Genomic DNA, 18369 nt, shown 5'->3' with positions numbered 1-18369 from the left:
CCCTACAGCGGCACAACCAGTACCGGACGTTTGCTGTTGTGCATTACCTTACTGGACGTATTCCCCAGCAAACTTTTCTGGTGACGAACTCCCATAACGATGACGCTTGCGTCCATTTCATCAGCCACAGCCAGAATCGTTTTCCAGGGTGTTCCTTCCTCGATACGCACATCCAGCTGGCCTTGTTCCAGCATGGTCTCCGCTGCCAACTCCTCGCGGCAAAAACGTTCGACCCGATCCCGCACCTGCTGGCGGATTTTCCCCAGACTGTCATCGTGCAGCGCCTGCAGTGAGGCATCTTCATGCATCATCGACTTCACCAAGCGCTCAGCATTACCACGTACCGGTTCCACCACATGAAGGAAGGTAATGTGGGAATGGTAACGCCCACACAGACTGACGGCGGTACGAAATGCCGGACGAGCGCCTTGCTGAATATCAGAGGCGTACAGAATTCGGGTGACTTCAGGCAACATAACAATTCCCCTCCGCTTAGCGGTACAAGAGTTCAGGCAGAATCAGCGAGATCGCCGGAATAAAGACAATTAGCGCCAGACGCACAATATCGGCACACCAGAAGGGTGTTACCCCTTTGAAAATGGTCGCCGGGTTCACATCGCGCAGTACCGCACTGAGTACAAACACATTCATTCCCACCGGCGGCGTAATCAGACTGATTTCCGTGACCACCACCACTACGATGCCAAACCACACCAGATCAAAGCCCAAGCTCTGTACCAGCGGATAAAAAATCGGCACCGTCAGCAACATCATCGACAAGCTCTCGAATACCATCCCAAGCACAATATAAATCGCCAGAATCACCAGAATCACCCCCATAGGGCCAATATCCAGCGAGGTCACCAGTGTCAGTAATTCATCCGGCAAACCGGCACGGTTGATAAAATCAGAGAAGATCAGCGCCCCAATCAGTACCGTAAACAGCATCGCACTGGTACGACCGGTGTCTGTCAGAGCATTAAACAAATCACCGAAACTGAGCGAGCGACGTGCCAGCGCAATCACAAAAGCACCGCCTGCACCCACGCCAGCGGCTTCGGTTGGGGTGAACACTCCCAGATAGATCCCGCCCATCACTACCGTAAACAAAATCAGTACACCCCAGACACCCCGCAAGGCCTCCCAGCGTTCAGACCAGCTCATTTTCTCACCGCGCGGGCCTGACGACGGATCACGCCAAACCACAAAACGCACCGCGCCCAGATACAACAGAATACCCAACAAGCCCGGCAAGAATCCGGCCGCAAACAACTCGCGAATACTCGACTCGGTCAGCAGGCCGTAAATCACCAGAATGACACTGGGTGGAATCAGAATCCCCAGCGTGCCACCGGCAGCAATCGATGCCGTTGCCAGTGAATCGGCATAGCCGAATTTACGCATCGGCGGCATCGCCACTTTGGCCATGGTGGCAGAGGTCGCCAGTGATGAACCACAAATCGCGGAAAAGCCGCCACAGGCCACCACCGTTGCCATGGATAGACCACCACGACGGTGCCCGAGAAAGGCATTGGAAGCCTGATACAACTCTTGCGACAACCCGGATTTGGTCACCAGATTGCCCATTAAAATAAACAGCGGAATGACTGACAGGCCATATTCCTGAGCGGTATCAATCACCCGGTTCGACGCCATCGACAAAGGCCCGGTCCAGCGAAAATCCATAAAATTATCAAAACCCAGGCCTTGTAATACGGCAAAACCGAAAAAACCTGTCAGGCCCATGGCAAACGCAATAGGCACTCGAATAAGAATAATCAATGCCAGCAGGATGGCAAAGCCGATAAGAGCTTCAGTCATAAAACAGTCCAGAAAAAGCGGAGAAATGGGCGGTCAGAGTGATCATCCTGAACAATCAGGAAGGCTCTCTGGATTCAGTCAAGATCCGATACATACCGTAGGTCAGCATCAGCGCAGCGGTGATATAACTCATCACCGCGATATACTGGACGATGTAACCCACAGGCATCCCCAGATACTCGGTCACAACTTCACGTCGAATCGAGCGCTCAGCCAGATCCATCATCCGCCCCGCGAGGAAATACAGCGCACCGGACATCGCCAGCGCCGACAACATACCCAAGGCACAAATCAGCTTGCTACCCAAATAACGATCCAGAATATCCACCACCACATGACCACCACGCCAGGTGATAATAGGCATCTCGGCGAACACCAGCAGCGCAATACCCAGCTCCGTCAACTCAACCGCACCATCAACCGCGTTATTAAAAAAATAGCGGCCAATCACATCAGCACAGGTCAGGCACATCAGGGCGAACAGCACCACAGCCGCAAAGGCTTCCAGAGCCAGGGCCAGCCAGGCGGCTGGTCCCTTTTCTTCGTAGTGCTCCGCCATAAAATCAGCGAAAGACATACTGTTTTACCTCACTGTGCAGGCTGATAGCTGCGGGCGATTTTGCGCAGTTCACGCAACGCTTCCGCAGCATTCACATCACGATCCTGCACCGACTCAATCCACTCCTGATCCATACCCTGTATCAGCTTTTCAAACTGGCGTGACATCAGATCCTTGGCAGAAACATGGACAATTTTCACCCCTGCCGCCTTGGCAGCCTGATACCCTTCAGCATCACCGGCATCCCAGGCACGACCGGCCATGGCCGACAGTTTTTCACCCGACACTGCCAGAATCGCTTTGCGGTCACGAGGCTCCAGGTCCTCCATAAATTCAGGGTTAACAAAAATCGAGAAGCTGCCCATGTACATGCCTTCTGGCAACACAGTGACATAGTTGGTGACTTCGTTCAGACGCAGCACCTTCTGCTCCATCATCGGCAAGAACGCCCCGTCGATCACACCCTGCTGCAGCATCTCATAAACTTTGGGGGCCGGAGCACCTACCGCCGTGACGTGCATACGCTCCGCCAGCACGCTCTGGACACCACCACCGACACGGATCTTCATGCCTTCCAGATCAGAAAAAGAATCGATCGGCTTCTTGGTATGAATATGGCCAGGGCCGTGGGTGAACATGCCAATCACTTCCAGACCGTCGAACTCATTTGCATCCTTCAGATATTTTTCATATACCCGCCACAAGGCCACCGACGCTGCTTCGGCACCCACACCCAGACCTGGTTGCTCGACAATTTGGGGCAGTTTGAACCGACCAGGCACATAACCGTGATAGCTGAAACTGGCATCGTAAACACCGTCTTCAACCAGTTGAAACAGCGTTTTTGGATGACCCGAGCTGTTCTCGATCTTGACCTTGACGCGACCTTCCGTGGCTTCTTCCACCCACTTGGCCCAGGTTGGCCACACCACCGCGTTTTGGGCGTTGGTTGGCGGCAACCAGGTGCCCACCCGTAAAATGGTTTCGGAATATGCCGGTGCGGTCATTGCTGCACCGGCAGCAAGAATCAGTACCGACATGGCAGATTTCAGACGATGTTTCATTGTTATCATTTTTCAGCCTCTTGAGATGTTCACTCCCCAAGCACGTAAAACGTCAAGCGCACGCCTTACTATCTCGTTGCAGGGGTATTTTTATTGTCATCCACCGCCCGTTTTAGACGGCAGGTTGGATATTTGCTGCGGCTCGACGCAGTAAATAACACGGGAAAACCACCCACTCATCTGCCCGGCAAAGCGCTCATACAAACAGTGGATGGATGTTGTTTTTATTAAACTTGAGCACTGGATCCAGTTCCGTCATTTCGAACGAAATCTGTACATAGTGCGCGTCAGTCACCGGTTTCATCCAATCGCATAATATTTCGAACACCCGTTTGGCAACCGCCTGCTTGAGTTCCATATCACGGCCATGGCCGATCTTCAGACTCAGGTTCAGGTAGCCAAAATCCTCACGACCATCGGCCACCCGATAGTCGTAACAACGAATGGCACGGCTGCGCACACCACCTATCGGGAACGCGCCGGTCGATACCACGTATTCATGCAACGCCTTGAACAGCGGCTGAAAATCCAGCAACGTGTGCAGGTTGTCGGAATAGTCGACGACGAAATGTGGCATGACTTACACGCCCCACTTCGGGATATGGTGAGAACCCATGCTGATACAGACATTCTTCGGTTCGCAGAACACCTCAAAGCTGTAATCACCCCCTTCGCGGCCGGTACCGGAACCTTTCACACCACCAAATGGCGTACGCAGGTCGCGGACGTTCTGGCTGTTCACAAACATCATTCCGGCTTCTACCGAACGGGCGATGCGATGCACCTTGCCGACATCCTGAGTCCACAGGTAAGACGCCAGACCGTAGTCATTGTCGTTCGCCATACTCACCACATCGGCTTCGTCCTTGAACGGAATCAGCACCGCGACCGGGCCGAAAATTTCTTCACGGGCAATACGCATGTTGTTTGTAACATCGCGGAACACGGTCGGGCGCACAAAGTGGCCGCCTTTCAAATGATCCGGCAACTCGCTCAGCGGCTTTTCAGGGCCACCAGCAATCAGCGTGGCACCTTCTTCGATACCGATTTTGATATAGCCGGTAACCTTGTCCCAATGACCCTGACTGATCAGCGAACCTACTTTGGTGTCCATATTCATCGGATCGCCAACCGTAATCTTGTTGGCACGGGCAGCGAACTCTTCGCAGAAGCGGTCGTAAATACCTTCTTGTACAAAGATGCGTGAACCGGCGGTACAGCGTTCACCATTGATCGAGAAGATGCCAAACACCGCCGCATCTAACGCCCGCTCATAGTCACAATCGTCAAAGATCATCACCGGCGATTTACCGCCCAGTTCCATCGAAAACTTCTTCAAGCCCGCATTGGCAATAATGTGCTTGCCGGTCGAGGTACCACCGGTGAACGAAATGGCATTGACGTTAGGATCCGTAATCAACGCGTTGCCCGTGGTGCTGCCAAAACCATGCACAACGTTAAACACACCCGCTGGTATACCCGCTTCCAGTGCCAGCTTTGCAAGGAAATCCGTCGTCAGCGGAGACAGTTCGGATTGCTTCATCACGGCGGTGTTACCCAGTGCCAGCGCTGGAGCAGTCTTCCAGGTACCGGTCATAAACGGCACGTTCCATGGCGAAATCAGCGCACACACGCCGGTGGGCTGATACAAGGTGTAATTCAGCATCTGGTCATCCATTGGGTAGGTATGACCATTCATTTGTTTGGCTTTTTCTGCAAAGAAATAGAAGTTGCTGGAAGCTCGTGGAATCAAGGCATTACGCGTCTGATACAACGGCAAACCGGTGTCTGCGGTTTCCAGCGCCGACAGCTCATTAACGTTATCGGCAATCAGATCACCCAGCTTCTCGATGATTTTTGAACGCTTGGCCACCGCCATATTGGCCCATGCAGGGAATGCATTTTTTGCTGCCTGGCACGCCGCCGCCACTTGCTCCGGCGTGGCATGAGCCACTTCTGCCAGCACTTCACCCGTGGCCGGATTCACCGTTTCAAACGTTTCCTTGCTCTCAACCCACTTGCCGTTAATCAGGTTCTTGATCATTGTTTTTCTATCGCCCGCACAGGCGCTCCTTATCGTGTTCACAGAACATCCGGGCCAAGAACCCGGCAAATCAATTAATATATTAACAAATCTATTTAACATATTAAGCAAAGTCAACCAATGTGACGCACAAGAGGCACAAACAGGTACAGGACTTTGATGGAAAGTGTCGCGAACAACGTTTCGTAGTAGTCACAAGCAGGCACAGAAGATGATGTCATCACCATCAGAACTGGCGGCAATTTGGCAATGATTGAGGGGGAAAAACGGAATGGAGTGCTGGTAGCATTTTGTCACGGCGATAGGCGTTTTGGCGCATGCTTCGACAACACGAACCCTAAGAGATACCGCCGTGCTTATAACTCTCTTTGTGCAATACCCCAATGACTCCACGAAGGTGTAAAAACATCTTCAGAAGACACTCTGCGCCACATACACTATTCGTCAGAGTGATCGCGCCTTGCGGATCATGGCGTAGGAGGTCTGGATTTGCTGGGTTTTTTCTTTCGCCAAGCGCAGCATTTCTTCTGGCATACCACTGGCGGAGAGCTTGTCGGGGTGATTCTGGCTCATTAACCGTCGATAGGTTTTTTTCAGCGTTTCGTCATCAACATCAGACCGCACGCCCAGTGTTTTATAAGCCTGCTCCAATTGCTGGCTTTGGCTGACACCGCCGTTACGCGCCTGAAACATAGCTGCTTCGATCCGTTCCTTGACCCGATCGATCTGTGTCTGGCTAATGCCCAGCACATTGCTGAGATGCTCGATCATGGCCCATTCTGCAGGTGACAATTCGCCATCGGCGTAACCGATGGTCATCACCACTTCCAGAAACATCTGTGCCATCGGCAAACTCAGTCGCGGCCGCAGCTGTTCCAGCTCGCTATCGAATGCAAACCCTGTGTCTTTGCCTTCCTGAAACCAGGCAATCGCTTGCTGCCTGGCAGCGTCCTTGAGCTGCATCCGATCCATAATAAAATTGGCAGCGGCAATTTCTTCCTCACTGACGCGGCCATCAGCCTTGGCAATCCGCCCCATGCAACGACACAGGGATGACACATACAGCTGGCGAACGTCACCAGCACCGCCGGGGCGAGCCAGTGTCATTAACTGACCACCCCAGGCATTTTCCAGGTTCTGGTCAAACATATGACCTACAAATGCGCCTATCATCATGCCAAACGGGCCGCCGGTCATAAAACCGAGCATGCTGCCCATGGCTTTTCCCATCCATAGCATCAGAACGTCTCTCTAGTGAGTTGCTGTTCCAGTTCTACCAGACGCTGTGGAGTACCCACATCTGTCCAGCAACCATTAAGCAAGCAGCCTTTTATCTGCTTGCGTGCCATTGCTTGACGTAATATCGGTGCCAATGCCTGTTTCCCCAGGGGTATACCGGCCAACAAATCGGGGTGAATCAGACTGATACCGGTAAACGTCAGCCCCTGGTCGCCAGCCTCTGCCGCAACCTCGGTACCGTCAAGGGAAAAATCGCCCGCTGGGTTATGAAGCGGGTTATCCGTCAGCCACAACCAAGCCAGGGTGCCGTCGTCGAGCACCCCGGAGGATGAGATTCTGACCGCTTCCAGATAGTCCCAGTCAGTCCAGACATCGCCGTTAATCAATAAAAACGGCTGATCTCCCAGCAACGGCAGCGCCTGTCGCACGCCGCCAGCGGTTTCCAGGGCAACAGCTTCGGCAGAATAGCGAATAGTTGCACCCCATTGCTGGCCATCCTGTAGCTGAGTTTCAAGCATATTACCCAACCAAGCGTGGTTGATCACCAGCTCGGTGATGCCTGCCGCGACCAGTTTTTCAATATGATGAACAATCAGCGGTTTGCCCGCCAGTGGTAACAACGGTTTGGGGCAATGATCGGTCAATGGCGCCATGCGCTGACCACGACCAGCAGCCAGAATCATTGCTTTCATCGGGATAACTGCACCAGTGCGGGCATCAACCGCTGGTTGAGCCAGAGACTGAAGTCACTCAGTTCATCGTAACGTCTGGCAATATCCACCAGGTACTGGCAGGTATTGGGAATATCGGCCAGATAGGTCGGCTTGTGGTCGCGCAAGTTGAGGCGGGCAAAAATACCGGCGGCCTTGAGGTGTCGCTGCAGGCCCATCCAGTCAACGTCCCGCACGCATTGTTCCCAATCACCGAGATAATAACCATACGGTCGGGCCAACTCCCAATAATAGGCCACCAGTTCATCCACCAGCGCCTGCGGCCAGCGCACGTAGCAATCCCGAACCAGCGACACCAGATCGTAAGTAGAGGGGCCAGCCAAAGCATCCTGAAAATCAATAATGCCCAGCCCGCCATCTGGTTTCAGCATCAGATTACGGGAGTGATAGTCCCGATGCACCGTCACCACCGGTTGGGCTAATGCCTGCCGTGTGAGCAGATCAAACACCCGATCCAGCATGCGGTGTTCGGCGGCTGTCAGTGCCAGTTGCAGCTGTTGGCCGCACAACCAGTCACGAAACAGCTCCATTTCCCGTTGCAGACACGCTTCATCATAAACGGGCAGATGGCGGCAGCTGACGCCCTGTAGCTGCACCAGTTGCTCAATCGCCTGCCGATACAGCGCCAGTATTTGCTTGTCGGTTGCAGCCGGATCGTGCAAAGCCGCCCATAGCAGATGGTCACCAAAGTCTTCGAGTAACATAAAACCCTGGTCGATATCTGCGGCCAGTACTTGGGGAACCGCCACCTGCTGGTGACGCCATTGCTCGGCAATACGAATAAAACGCGGGTTATCTTCCTTGTCTGGCGGGGCGTCGACAAGAATCCAGCTCTTGCCCAGGCCTCTCAGGCGGAAGTAACGGCGGAAACTGGCATCACCAGACACCATTTCCAGGCTAGTATTAACATCCAGGTTCGCCTCACGGCGAATGGTACTGGACGCCCAGTCAACCAGGTGATCAAGGCGCGGATCCATGCTGGCCTCACATTTGTTATCGATCTAAAATTGCGCGCGTTGAGCGCCCCCCGTATCATCTGCGCGCTAAGATAGCACACTTCACAGTACAGGCACCCACGCTCAGCCATGGCGGATCACAGACAGTCAGATGCAATCCATACACAGCCGATGCCCACTCGCATGCCGCTGACGCCATCGCGCCTGCCTGCTCGTTACGCCTGCAGGCTGCTACTGATCACCTGCTGCACGGCGAGCACCAGCCCCCTGGTTCAGGCTGAAACACCGTTGCTGAATTGGTATCCACGGGCGCTACTGAGTGATGCTGAGCTTGCCGGGTTGCCGTCCTTCTGCTCCGGTCGCTACCTGCCTAACCAGTTGCAACCGCTCTCTGATGGCCGCCTCGAAGCCGAATCCGAACAGGCGTTCGTAGATCGTAATGGCAACGCCGAGTTCACCGGTTCCGTCAGCATGCGACGAGAAGACTATGTATTAAAAAGCGATTCTGCGCGCTGGGATGCCAGTCTGCGTCAGGCAGAGTTTGATAGCGACGTCAGTTTTTTTAATGACGAAGTGACCGTTCACAGTGACCATGCTCGCTTTCAGGAACAGCCAAATGCTACCCAAAGTGCCACAAGCAGTCGTAGTGAACTGGTACTGGAAAGTGCCAACTATGCGCTACCCGCACGCCATATGCGCGGTACTGCAACCAGTATGACGACCCGTTCGGAAGGCACCATCGAACTGAATGAAGCCACCGTCACCTGGTGTGAACCGGGCCAGGACGATTGGCGTATCGCCGCCAGCCATATTTATCTCGATCAACAGCAGGGCATTGGCAGTGCCTGGAACACCCGTCTGGAAGTGATGGATATCCCTGTTTTCTACATCCCCTATTATCGTTTCCCGATTGATGATCGTCGGACCACGGGTTTCCTCGATCCCAGCTTCTCGCTGGGCGGTAACGCCGGTCTGGAAGAACTGAAACTGCCGTTCTACCTGAACCTGGCCAGCAATCTGGACGCGACTATCGCGCCGCACTACTTCAACCAGCGCGGCTGGTTGTGGGAAAGCCAGTTGCGCCACAAAACCCGCTGGCTTGGCGACGGTGAGCTGAACTATGCCTACCTTAATCAGGACGCCACCGACGAGCGTGAACGCTGGCTGATCAACTACCAGCAGTCCGGCACTCTGGGGCCGCACTGGCAACATCGCTGGGTCTATAACCACGTCAGCGACAACGACTATCTCGCCGATCTAAACTCATCCACCGCGATCGACCGCACCACTCACCTGCCACGTTTGGGCCAGCTGCGTTACCAGAACGATACCTGGCGGTTTGAATTGCTGGCCGAGGGTTTTCAGACCATCGACGATACCATTGACCTGACCGACCGACCTTACAAACGCTTGCCTCAGGCTACCCTCGACTACCAGCAACGATACGATCGCTGGCGGGTGAGCAGCCGTTTGCAAGGCAGTCGTTTCGAACGGGAAGACAGCGCTACCATCAACGGCAGTGAGCAGACACTGACCGGCTTTGCTTCTCTCGATGGCCGTCGGCTGGTCAGCGACAACGCCATCGCCTGGCGTTTCGAACAGCCGTACAGTTATATCCAGCCAGAAGCCAGTTACCGCTATCGCTATTATCGTCTGAGCAGTCCAGACAGCTTCGATTACAACACCGTGGTCAATTACGGTGTCCCCCGTTACAGTCTCGATTCAGGGCTGTTTTTTGAACGACCGTTACACTGGTTTGATACTATCCAGACCCAAACGCTGGAACCGCGCCTGTTCTGGGTCAAAAGCCCTTACCAGTCGGGCCAGGATACAATTCCCGCCTTTGATACCAAGGTTACCAGTGTCAGCTACGACAGCCTGTTTCAGGGTGATCGTTTTATCGGCGCTGATCGTCTCGCCGACCTCGAACAGGTCAGCCTCGGTATCACCAGCCGGATTATCGATCAGCGCGGGGGTGAATGGCTGCGTTTTAGCCTTGGCCGGGTTTATTTCGGCGATCGGCGCCAGGTTCAACTCGACAGCGACGAAGTCAATGACAGCCACGCCACCTCCAGTACACTGGCCGAAGTGGAATGGCGTCCGGGCAGACACTGGCGTTTGAACCAGACACTGGAGTGGGATGTGTATGGCGACTATGCGCGCCAGCGCCGTCTGGGGGTCGACTATGTGCCGCTCAGCAACCGCATGCTGAACCTTTCTGTTAACAAGGTTCAAAGCGAGAATTCCGATAGTGGTACGATCGAGACCGACCTGTATCAGGCCGATATCAACGCCTTCTGGGCGCTCAGTGATCGCTGGGCCCTGACCGGACGCGTACTCAAGGATATGAAGAACTACCCGGAAGGCGAGCGTCGCCCCACCAGCTCCGTACTGGAATCGCTGGCCGGATTTGAATACCAGAATTGTTGCTGGCGCTTGCAAGTGCTGTACAAGGAGTCTTCTCCGACAGCCGATGACAGCGCCAGCTACAGCACCGAAAAGAGCCAGAGCCTGATGTTCAGTATTCAGCTCAAAGGTCTCAGCACGCTGGGTGGCGGCACCGACGCCACCGTTCGCAACAGCATCAAAGGTTACTCCAGACGGCAATACCATGACTATTAACAAGCTGATTTTCCTGTTTTTCCTCACCCTCAGCAGCACGCTGAGCCAAGCCGAGCCGGTACTGATTGACCAAGTCGTTGCAATCGTTGATGACGACGCGATCATGGCCTCACAGTTGCAGCAGCGGGTGCAGAATGTCCGCAGCCAGAACCGTGGAGCCAACCTGCCTGATGATTCGGTACTGAAAAAACAGGTACTGGATCGTCTGATAGAGGAAAGTATTCAGCTGCAGCTGGCCAAGCGCATTGGTATTCGTATCAGTGATGCCCAGCTGAACGACTCCCTGCAACGTATTGCTGCCCAGAACAAGATGAATCTGGAGCAGTTCCGCGCTGCGATGGAAGCCGAAGGCATTCCCTTTGCTACTGCCAGGGAACAGATTGAAACCGAGATGATCACCAGCCGGCTGCAGCGTATCCGGGTCGGAGAAACCATTCAGATCACCGATCAGGATGTCGATTATTTTCTCGCCTCCGAAATCGGCAAAATGGCCTCCGCCGCCGAATACCGCCTTGGCCATATTCTGGTGTCTGTTCCTGCCGATGCCAGCGCCAGCGACTTGCAAAAAGCCGAATTGAAGGCCCGCGCCCTGGTTGCCCGTATTCGCGCTGGTGCCAACTTCACTGACGTCGCCATTGGCGAATCAGATGGTCGTAACGCGCTCAAGGGCGGCGACCTGGGCTGGCGCAAAGAAGGCCAGCTACCGGGGATTTTTGCTACGGTTGTACCGACACTGGCAGCCGGTGAAGTCTCTGACCCTATCCGCAGTTCCAGTGGCTACCACCTGGTTGCCGTGCTGGAAAAGCGTGGCGGCAACAGCCAATTAATCACCCAGTACCAGGTGCGCCATATTCTTGTCAGTCCGAATGAATTACGCAGCAAAGACGAAAGTGAAACACTGATCAATCAACTGTATCAACGGCTGTTACAAGGAGCAGACTTCGCCGTACTGGCGAAAGAATTCAGCGACGACCCTGGCAGTGGCTCCGCCGGTGGCGACCTTGGCTGGGTCAGTCCCGGTGCCATGGTGCCAGAGTTTGATGCCACCCTGCAGCAGGCACAAATCGGTAATATCAGTGCACCATTTGAAACCCAGTTCGGTTGGCACATATTGCAGGTGCAAGCCCAGCGCCAAAGTGATATCGGTAAGGAAATGCAACGCAACCAGATCCGCCAATTGCTGTACTCGCGTCGCTTTGAAGAAGAGCTGCCGTTGTGGCTGCGCAAAATCCGCACCGAAGCCTATGTTGACATCAAGGAGCCTGCATGACCCTGCGTCTGGCAATAACAGCCGGAGAACCCGGCGGTATTGGCCCCGACCTTTGTATTCAGCTGGCTCAGCAGGGAAGTGAACACCAACTGGTGGTGATCGCAGACCCACAGCTGCTGGCTGAACGGGCCAGACAACTCCGCTTGCCGCTGACCCTGGTGGATTTTAACCCGGCCAGCGCCACAGTTCCGACCCCAACGGGTACGCTGTATGTTCAGCCGGTTGCCTTGCAACAACCCGCCGTTGCCGGTGAACTCAACCCGGCCAATGCCCGTTATGTACTGGCTACCCTGACCATCGCAGCTCAGGGATGCAACGAGGGTCACTGGGATGCGATTGTCACCGCCCCGGTGCACAAAGGTGTGATCAATGATGCCGGTATGCCATTCAGTGGCCATACCGAATACTTCCGTGATTTTGCCGGTGTGGAAGAAGTCGTGATGATGTTGGCCACCACCGATCTGAGGGTTGCTCTGGTCACCACCCACTTGCCGCTACGGGACGTCGCCGATGCTATCACCCCCGAGCGCCTGAGCCGGGTTATCCGTATTCTGGATCATGACCTGAAAATGTTTTTTGGCTGCCCGCAGCCACGTATTCTGGTGGCTGGCCTCAATCCTCACGCCGGCGAAAATGGCCATCTGGGCCACGAGGAACAGGATATTATCGAACCCACGCTGGCACAGCTGCGCCAGGAAGGCATCCATCTGATCGGGCCACTGCCCGCCGATACCCTGTATACACCCAAACATCTTGCTGGTGCTGACGCTACCCTCGCCATGTATCACGATCAAGGCCTGCCAGTGCTGAAATTTCATGGTTTCGGACGCGCCGCCAACATCACACTGGGGCTGCCCTTTATTCGTACTTCTGTCGACCATGGTACCGCCCTCGACCTCGCCGCTACCGGCAAGGCCGACAGTGGTAGCCTGCACACGGCCATTGCCGTTGCAGCACACATGGCCGACAGCCGCCACACCGCCGGAGTCAAAACCGCATGAGTCGCCACCCCAAACCCAATCTGCACGGCCACAAGGCCCGCAAGCGCTTTGGGCAGAACTTTCTCCATGACCCCTATGTGATCAGCAACATCATCAACGCCATTTACCCCAAGGATGATGACTGTCTGGTAGAAATTGGCCCAGGCATGGGCGCCATTACCGAGCCGCTGCTGGAAGCCACCGGCAAGTTAAACGTGGTTGAGCTGGATCGCGACCTGATTCCCATCTTGCGCACCAAGTTCTTTAACTATCCCGGCCTGCAAATTCACGAAGGTGATGCCCTCAAATTCGATTTCAGCCAGCTGGCTGAACCCGGCAAACGTCTGCGTATTATTGGCAATTTGCCCTACAATATTTCCACGCCACTGATCTTCCACTTGCTGAGCCACCATGCGCTGGTGCAAGACATGCATTTCATGTTGCAAAAAGAAGTGGTCGAACGCCTGGCAGCGGTACCGGGTAACTCCGACTATGGCCGCTTGAGCATCATGACACAGTATTATTGCAAGGTAGAGCTGCTGTTTATTGTCGGGCCAGGATCGTTTAATCCGCCGCCCAAAGTAGAGTCTGCCATTGTCAGAATGACGCCTTACGAAACACTGCCGATCGTCGCTAAAGATACAAAAATGCTACAAACCGTCGTACGTGAAGCCTTCAGTATGCGTCGTAAAACCATACGAAACACTTTAAAAAAGCTCATCAGCGCCGAACAACTGGAAGCATTGGGCATTGATACACAGCTGCGCCCGGAAGTACTGACACTGGAAGACTATGTCCGTATTGCCGATGCCGTATTACAGCTGTCTGAGCAAGCGGAGAAAGAAAATGGGACTGAGTGAATGCATCCGGGTGACCGTGCTGCCAGAGTATCTGGAAGAACAATCTGACCCGGAAGATGAACGTTTTGTATTTTCCTACCAGGTTTGCATCAGCAACCAGGGGGATCAGGGTGCCACGTTAAAAACCCGCCACTGGTTTATTACCAATGGCAATGGCGATATACAGGAAGTCAAAGGTGAAGGCGTAGTCGGAGAACAGCCCAATATTGCCCCGCAACAGCAGTTCGATTATACCTCTGGGGCCGTACTGAGCACCCCGGTTGGCAGTATGCGTGGTTACTATGTGATGGAAGCGGATGATGGCACCCTGTTTCACGCCACCATCCCGGTATTCACCCTGGCAACCACCTACGCCTTGAATTAGGGGGCGCTGAGCAACGCTTTCGATGCCGTCAGCGCAAGACAAAAATGATTAAAAAAGCGGTTTAGCAGTCAGAAATGCGTATTTAAAGGTCATTTTTAACGCAGTCATCGTAACGCGGACAGATTTTCAATCCGTCTGACAGGGAGCCAGACCGTGACCACTTACGCCATTGGTGATATTCAGGGCTGTTATGAACCGCTACAACGGCTGTTGGAACTGATACATTTTGATCCACAGCATGATCAGCTCTGGCTCGCGGGAGACTTGGTTAACCGGGGCCCGCAAAGTCTGGAGGTATTACGCTGGGCCAGCTCGCTGGGAGACAGCGTGGTCGCCGTACTCGGTAACCACGACCTGCACCTGCTGGCGCGTTACTACGGCAGTAGTCGCAAGAGCAAAAGCGACACCCTCGACAGCGTCCTGAACGCACCGGATTGCGATGAACTGATGCACTGGTTACGCTATTGCCCATTAGTGCACCTGAGTGATGACCAGCAATGGTGTATGAGCCATGCCGGTATTCCACCCATCTGGTCGGCAACACAGGCCAGAGCACTGGCAGCAGAAGTTGAGCAGATCTTGCAGGGAGACCAGAGTCAAGACCTGCTGCGCGAGCTATACGGCAATGCACCGGACATCTGGGATGAACAATTAACAGGGCCTGAGCGCTGGCGCACGATTGTCAACTATTTGACACGCATGCGCTTTATCGATACTCATTGCCGCCTTGATTTTAGCGCCAAGGAAGGTCTCGACAGTGCACCGAAAGGATTTATGCCCTGGTTTGAGGCAAGCAACACTCAAACACGCCTGATTTTTGGTCACTGGGCAGCGCTGAACGGCAATATCCACCACAACCATATCGAAGCCCTCGACACGGGCTGTGTCTGGGGCGGACAGCTAACAGCCATGAGCCTGAACAACAAACAGCGCTATGCCGTACCAGCTTCGGCCTGACGCCTATTAAAGGAGTAACAGATGAGCGGTTTTACCCAGATAAATGCAGCCGATGCCAAAGCCATGATCGCCAACGGTGATGTTCAGATCGCCGATATCCGTGATGCCATGAGCTACCAGTCTGGCCATATGAATGCTGCACAACGTGTCGACAACCAGAACCTGAATAATTTTATCGCAGCGACCAGCAAGCAAAAACCCCTGATCGTCTGTTGCTACCATGGCAACTCCAGCCAGGGTGCAGCCCAGTTCTTTGCCGAGCAGGGTTACGAGTCGGTGTACAGCCTGAAAGGGGGGTACGAGATGTGGAAAGTGACCTGCCCAGAATTGTGTCAACACAGCTAACCATACCGATATCAGGGCTTGCTGACATCCGGCAAGCCCTCTCCCGCAGGGCCTGCGGCGATCAGACTTGCAGGCCAATCTCACCGTTCAACAGCGCCACCATCCGGCCACTACCCGCACCTCTGATACCTCCTCCGCATGATCCTGGCCACGCCTGCGCCTTCGCCGTATGAACCTTTGTTAATCCTACCGTCGTCAGGACAATGACAAGCACCTTTTCGTCACTCCTGTTTGCTCCCGTGCAGCAGCCAATTCCTTGCCACAGGTCTAACCACTGTTAGCTCCAGCCATTATCGAGCGGCCATTCTGGCATTGGCATACGCTGTTACGGCACACTCAATGCATAACACTTTAAATAGTCAAAAAGTCATCAGTGTCAAACAACGACTAGACTGAACCAATCCGGTGCTGCCAAACCAAAGCATGAGACAGCAAGCTTTAAAGGCATTGGAAAGTATGCTTTTGTAGCTGAACAACCGAATCAAAAAGAGGAACGCCGCAGTTCTGGACGTCAATTGAACAACGATATCTACCAGCCGAAGAGGTGCCCAATGAGTGTATTCAGCCGCTATCAAGATCGTTATCAGGCCACTCAGCAAGAAGTCATGAGCCTGCAAGACTACCTCGAGCTCTGCAAAAAAGACCCGAGTGTGTATGCCACAGCCGCCGAACGTTTGTTATTAGCCATCGGTGAGCCGCAACTGATAGACACGTCCAAAGACCTGCGCCTCAGTCGCATATTCTCCAACAAGATGATCAAGCGTTACCCGGCATTTAATGAGTTTTACGGCATGGAAGAAGCGGTAGAAAGTATCGTTTCCTACTTCCGTCATGCTGCTCAGGGGCTGGAAGAACGCAAGCAGGTGCTGTATCTGCTAGGGCCAGTCGGCGGCGGCAAATCGTCACTGGCTGAACGCCTGAAACTGTTGATCCAGAATGTGCCGTTTTATGCCATCAAGGGTTCACCGGTCTTTGAATCGCCGCTGGGGCTGTTTGACCCGGCCGAAGATGCCGACATTCTGGAAGAGGATTTTGGCATCCCGCGCCGTTACCTCGGGCGGGTAATGTCGCCCTGGGCGGTCAAGCGCCTGCATGAAATGGGCGGCGATATCAGCAAATTCGAAGTGGTCAAGCTTTACCCTTCGACTCTCGACCAGATCGGGGTGGCCAAAACCGAGCCGGGCGACGAAAACAACCAGGATATTTCCTCACTGGTGGGCAAGGTGGATATTCGCAAACTGGAAGACTATTCCCAGGATGATCCGGATGCCTACGCCTATTCCGGTGCCTTGTGCCGCTCCAACCAGGGTCTGATGGAATTTGTCGAGATGTTCAAGGCACCGATCAAGGTGCTGCACCCATTACTGACTGCCACCCAGGAAGGTAACTACAATGGCACCGAAGGCATGGGTGCCATTCCGTTTGAAGGCGTTATTCTGGCTCACTCCAACGAATCAGAATGGCAAACCTTCAAGAATAACAAAAACAACGAAGCCTTCCTCGACCGTGTCTATATCGTCAAGGTGCCTTACTGCCTGCGCGTTAACGAAGAAGTGAAGATCTACGAAAAGCTGCTGGAACACAGCTCGCTGGCCAGTGCACCCTGCGCACCGGATACTCTGAAGATGCTGGCCAAGTTCACCGTATTATCCCGCCTGAAAGAACCGGAAAATTCCAGCGTCTACTCCAAGATGCGGATCTACAACGGGGAAAATCTCAAGGATACCGACCCCAAAGCCAAGTCACTGCAGGAATATCGCGACGCCGCCGGGGTTGATGAAGGCATGAACGGAATATCCACCCGTTTCGCCTTCAAGATTCTCTCCAAGGTCTTCAACTTTGACGCCACCGAAGTCGCCGCCAATCCGGTGCACCTGATGTATATTCTCGAACAGGCGATCGAGCAGGAGCAATATCCAGAAGAAACCCACAACCGCTATCTCAATTACCTGAAAGAATACCTGGCTCAGGATTACGTTGAGTTTATCGGCAAGGAAATCCAGACCGCTTATCTCGAATCCTATTCCGAATACGGTCAGAATATTTTTGACCGCTACGTTACCTATGCCGACTTCTGGATTCAGGATCAGGAATACCGCGACCCGGAAACCGGCGAAATACTGGATCGTGTCGCGATCAACGAAGAACTGGAAAAAATCGAGAAGTCCGCCGGTATCAGCAACCCGAAAGATTTCCGCAACGAGATCGTCAACTTCGTTTTACGCGCCAGAGCCAACCACAACGGCAACAACCCTTCCTGGCAGTCGTACGAGAAAATGCGCTCCGTTATCGAGAAAAAAATGTTCTCCAATACCGAAGACCTGCTGCCAGTTATTTCCTTCTCTGCCAAGTCTTCCAACCAGGATCAGAAGAAACACAACGATTTTGTTGCTCGCATGACTGAACGAGGCTATACCGAGAAACAGGTGCGCTTGCTATCCGAGTGGTACCTGCGCGTACGCAAGTCCCAGTAACCGGTTTAAACCCGTGTAGCGTTCAGTTAGTCGCTGCACGGTTTCCGGCCGATGGTCTGCCCGAATAAATAGCCAGCCTTGCT

The 18369-nt window shown here is 53.9% G+C and carries 17 protein-coding genes; 8 read left to right on the top strand and 9 right to left on the bottom strand.

Annotated elements, in window-relative coordinates; all coding sequences use genetic code 11:
* Positions 1–2 precede the first annotated feature (2 nt).
* From WG929_RS17925 to WG929_RS17885, 9 genes are all read right to left on the bottom strand, one after another.
* Complete coding sequence (locus tag WG929_RS17925) at positions 3–476, bottom strand: universal stress protein (RefSeq protein ID WP_416207186.1); 474 nt, start codon at positions 474–476, stop codon at positions 3–5.
* A gap of 16 nt (positions 477–492) precedes the next feature.
* The gene (locus WG929_RS17920) at positions 493–1821 is read right to left on the bottom strand and encodes a TRAP transporter large permease (RefSeq protein ID WP_416207185.1); all 1329 of its coding nucleotides are present in this window, start codon (positions 1819–1821) and stop codon (positions 493–495) included.
* A gap of 55 nt (positions 1822–1876) precedes the next feature.
* Positions 1877–2398, bottom strand: coding sequence for a TRAP transporter small permease (locus WG929_RS17915; protein WP_416207184.1), 522 nt, complete (start codon positions 2396–2398; stop codon positions 1877–1879).
* An 11-nt stretch (positions 2399–2409) separates the two neighbouring features.
* Positions 2410–3453, bottom strand: coding sequence for a TRAP transporter substrate-binding protein (locus WG929_RS17910; protein ID WP_416207183.1), 1044 nt, complete (start codon positions 3451–3453; stop codon positions 2410–2412).
* Positions 3454–3640: 187 nt separating this feature from the next.
* Positions 3641–4021, bottom strand: coding sequence for a 5-carboxymethyl-2-hydroxymuconate Delta-isomerase (locus WG929_RS17905; protein ID WP_416207182.1), 381 nt, complete (start codon positions 4019–4021; stop codon positions 3641–3643).
* Positions 4022–4024: 3 nt separating this feature from the next.
* Positions 4025–5488, bottom strand: coding sequence for a 5-carboxymethyl-2-hydroxymuconate semialdehyde dehydrogenase (gene hpaE, locus WG929_RS17900; RefSeq protein WP_416207181.1), 1464 nt, complete (start codon positions 5486–5488; stop codon positions 4025–4027).
* A 444-nt stretch (positions 5489–5932) separates the two neighbouring features.
* A complete protein-coding gene (djlA, locus tag WG929_RS17895) occupies positions 5933–6727 on the bottom strand; it encodes a co-chaperone DjlA (RefSeq protein WP_416207180.1) in 795 nt (264 codons plus the stop codon).
* Positions 6727–7419 carry an N-acetylmuramate alpha-1-phosphate uridylyltransferase MurU gene (gene murU, locus WG929_RS17890; RefSeq protein WP_416207179.1) on the bottom strand — a complete coding sequence of 231 codons (693 nt, stop codon included), beginning with the start codon at positions 7417–7419 and terminating at the stop codon, positions 6727–6729. Before murU ends, djlA begins: the two co-directional genes overlap by 1 nt.
* Positions 7416–8435 (bottom strand): aminoglycoside phosphotransferase family protein, encoded by a 1020-nt coding sequence (locus WG929_RS17885; RefSeq protein ID WP_416207178.1) that lies wholly within the window; start codon positions 8433–8435, stop codon positions 7416–7418. Before WG929_RS17885 ends, murU begins: the two co-directional genes overlap by 4 nt.
* Before the next feature lie 150 nt (positions 8436–8585).
* On the opposite strand from WG929_RS17885, the gene WG929_RS17880 reads away from it, so the two are divergent.
* From WG929_RS17880 to WG929_RS17845, 8 genes are all read left to right on the top strand, one after another.
* Positions 8586–11036, top strand: a complete 2451-nt coding sequence (locus WG929_RS17880; RefSeq protein ID WP_416207177.1) for an LPS-assembly protein LptD — start codon at positions 8586–8588, stop codon at positions 11034–11036.
* Positions 11026–12306 carry a peptidylprolyl isomerase gene (locus WG929_RS17875; RefSeq protein ID WP_416207176.1) on the top strand — a complete coding sequence of 427 codons (1281 nt, stop codon included), beginning with the start codon at positions 11026–11028 and terminating at the stop codon, positions 12304–12306. The genes WG929_RS17880 and WG929_RS17875 overlap by 11 nt, the downstream gene beginning before the upstream one ends.
* The gene (pdxA, locus tag WG929_RS17870; protein WP_416207175.1) at positions 12303–13307 is read left to right on the top strand and encodes a 4-hydroxythreonine-4-phosphate dehydrogenase PdxA; all 1005 of its coding nucleotides are present in this window, start codon (positions 12303–12305) and stop codon (positions 13305–13307) included. Before WG929_RS17875 ends, pdxA begins: the two co-directional genes overlap by 4 nt.
* On the top strand, positions 13304–14146 hold the full coding sequence (gene rsmA, locus WG929_RS17865) for a 16S rRNA (adenine(1518)-N(6)/adenine(1519)-N(6))-dimethyltransferase RsmA (RefSeq protein WP_369857017.1): 843 nt from the start codon (positions 13304–13306) through the stop codon (positions 14144–14146). Before pdxA ends, rsmA begins: the two co-directional genes overlap by 4 nt.
* A complete protein-coding gene (gene apaG / locus WG929_RS17860; RefSeq protein ID WP_369857016.1) occupies positions 14133–14510 on the top strand; it encodes a Co2+/Mg2+ efflux facilitator ApaG/CorD in 378 nt (125 codons plus the stop codon). Before rsmA ends, apaG begins: the two co-directional genes overlap by 14 nt.
* 153 nt (positions 14511–14663) lie before the next feature.
* Positions 14664–15467: a symmetrical bis(5'-nucleosyl)-tetraphosphatase gene (locus WG929_RS17855; RefSeq protein ID WP_416207174.1), complete on the top strand. Its 804-nt coding sequence runs from the start codon at positions 14664–14666 to the stop codon at positions 15465–15467.
* Between the two features lie 21 nt (positions 15468–15488).
* Positions 15489–15812, top strand: coding sequence for a thiosulfate sulfurtransferase GlpE (gene glpE, locus WG929_RS17850; RefSeq protein WP_416207173.1), 324 nt, complete (start codon positions 15489–15491; stop codon positions 15810–15812).
* A 551-nt stretch (positions 15813–16363) separates the two neighbouring features.
* Entirely contained in the window at positions 16364–18286 is a 1923-nt protein-coding gene (locus WG929_RS17845) for a PrkA family serine protein kinase (protein WP_416207172.1), read from the top strand.
* Positions 18287–18369: the final 83 nt, after the last annotated feature.

This window comes from Oceanobacter antarcticus, from assembly GCF_044962685.1.
Taxonomy (GTDB): Bacteria; Pseudomonadota; Gammaproteobacteria; order Pseudomonadales; family Oceanobacteraceae; genus Oceanobacter; species Oceanobacter antarcticus.
Note: the sequence above shows the minus strand (reverse complement) of the source record. Positions and strands in the feature narration are given on the sequence as shown.

Excerpts from the sequence above, each read along its gene's own strand:
- WG929_RS17925 (WP_416207186.1), bottom strand. The coding sequence starts at position 476 with ATGTTGCCTGAAGTCACCCGAATTCTGTACGCCTCTGATATTCAGCAA.
- WG929_RS17920 (WP_416207185.1), bottom strand. The coding sequence starts at position 1,821 with ATGACTGAAGCTCTTATCGGCTTTGCCATCCTGCTGGCATTGATTATT.
- WG929_RS17915 (WP_416207184.1), bottom strand. The coding sequence starts at position 2,398 with ATGTCTTTCGCTGATTTTATGGCGGAGCACTACGAAGAAAAGGGACCA.
- WG929_RS17910 (WP_416207183.1), bottom strand. The coding sequence starts at position 3,453 with ATGATAACAATGAAACATCGTCTGAAATCTGCCATGTCGGTACTGATT.
- WG929_RS17905 (WP_416207182.1), bottom strand. The coding sequence starts at position 4,021 with ATGCCACATTTCGTCGTCGACTATTCCGACAACCTGCACACGTTGCTG.
- hpaE (WP_416207181.1), bottom strand. The coding sequence starts at position 5,488 with ATGATCAAGAACCTGATTAACGGCAAGTGGGTTGAGAGCAAGGAAACG.
- djlA (WP_416207180.1), bottom strand. The coding sequence starts at position 6,727 with ATGCTATGGATGGGAAAAGCCATGGGCAGCATGCTCGGTTTTATGACC.
- murU (WP_416207179.1), bottom strand. The coding sequence starts at position 7,419 with ATGAAAGCAATGATTCTGGCTGCTGGTCGTGGTCAGCGCATGGCGCCA.
- WG929_RS17885 (WP_416207178.1), bottom strand. The coding sequence starts at position 8,435 with ATGGATCCGCGCCTTGATCACCTGGTTGACTGGGCGTCCAGTACCATT.
- WG929_RS17880 (WP_416207177.1), top strand. The coding sequence starts at position 8,586 with ATGCCCACTCGCATGCCGCTGACGCCATCGCGCCTGCCTGCTCGTTAC.
- WG929_RS17875 (WP_416207176.1), top strand. The coding sequence starts at position 11,026 with ATGACTATTAACAAGCTGATTTTCCTGTTTTTCCTCACCCTCAGCAGC.
- pdxA (WP_416207175.1), top strand. The coding sequence starts at position 12,303 with ATGACCCTGCGTCTGGCAATAACAGCCGGAGAACCCGGCGGTATTGGC.
- rsmA (WP_369857017.1), top strand. The coding sequence starts at position 13,304 with ATGAGTCGCCACCCCAAACCCAATCTGCACGGCCACAAGGCCCGCAAG.
- apaG (WP_369857016.1), top strand. The coding sequence starts at position 14,133 with ATGGGACTGAGTGAATGCATCCGGGTGACCGTGCTGCCAGAGTATCTG.
- glpE (WP_416207173.1), top strand. The coding sequence starts at position 15,489 with ATGAGCGGTTTTACCCAGATAAATGCAGCCGATGCCAAAGCCATGATC.
- WG929_RS17845 (WP_416207172.1), top strand. The coding sequence starts at position 16,364 with ATGAGTGTATTCAGCCGCTATCAAGATCGTTATCAGGCCACTCAGCAA.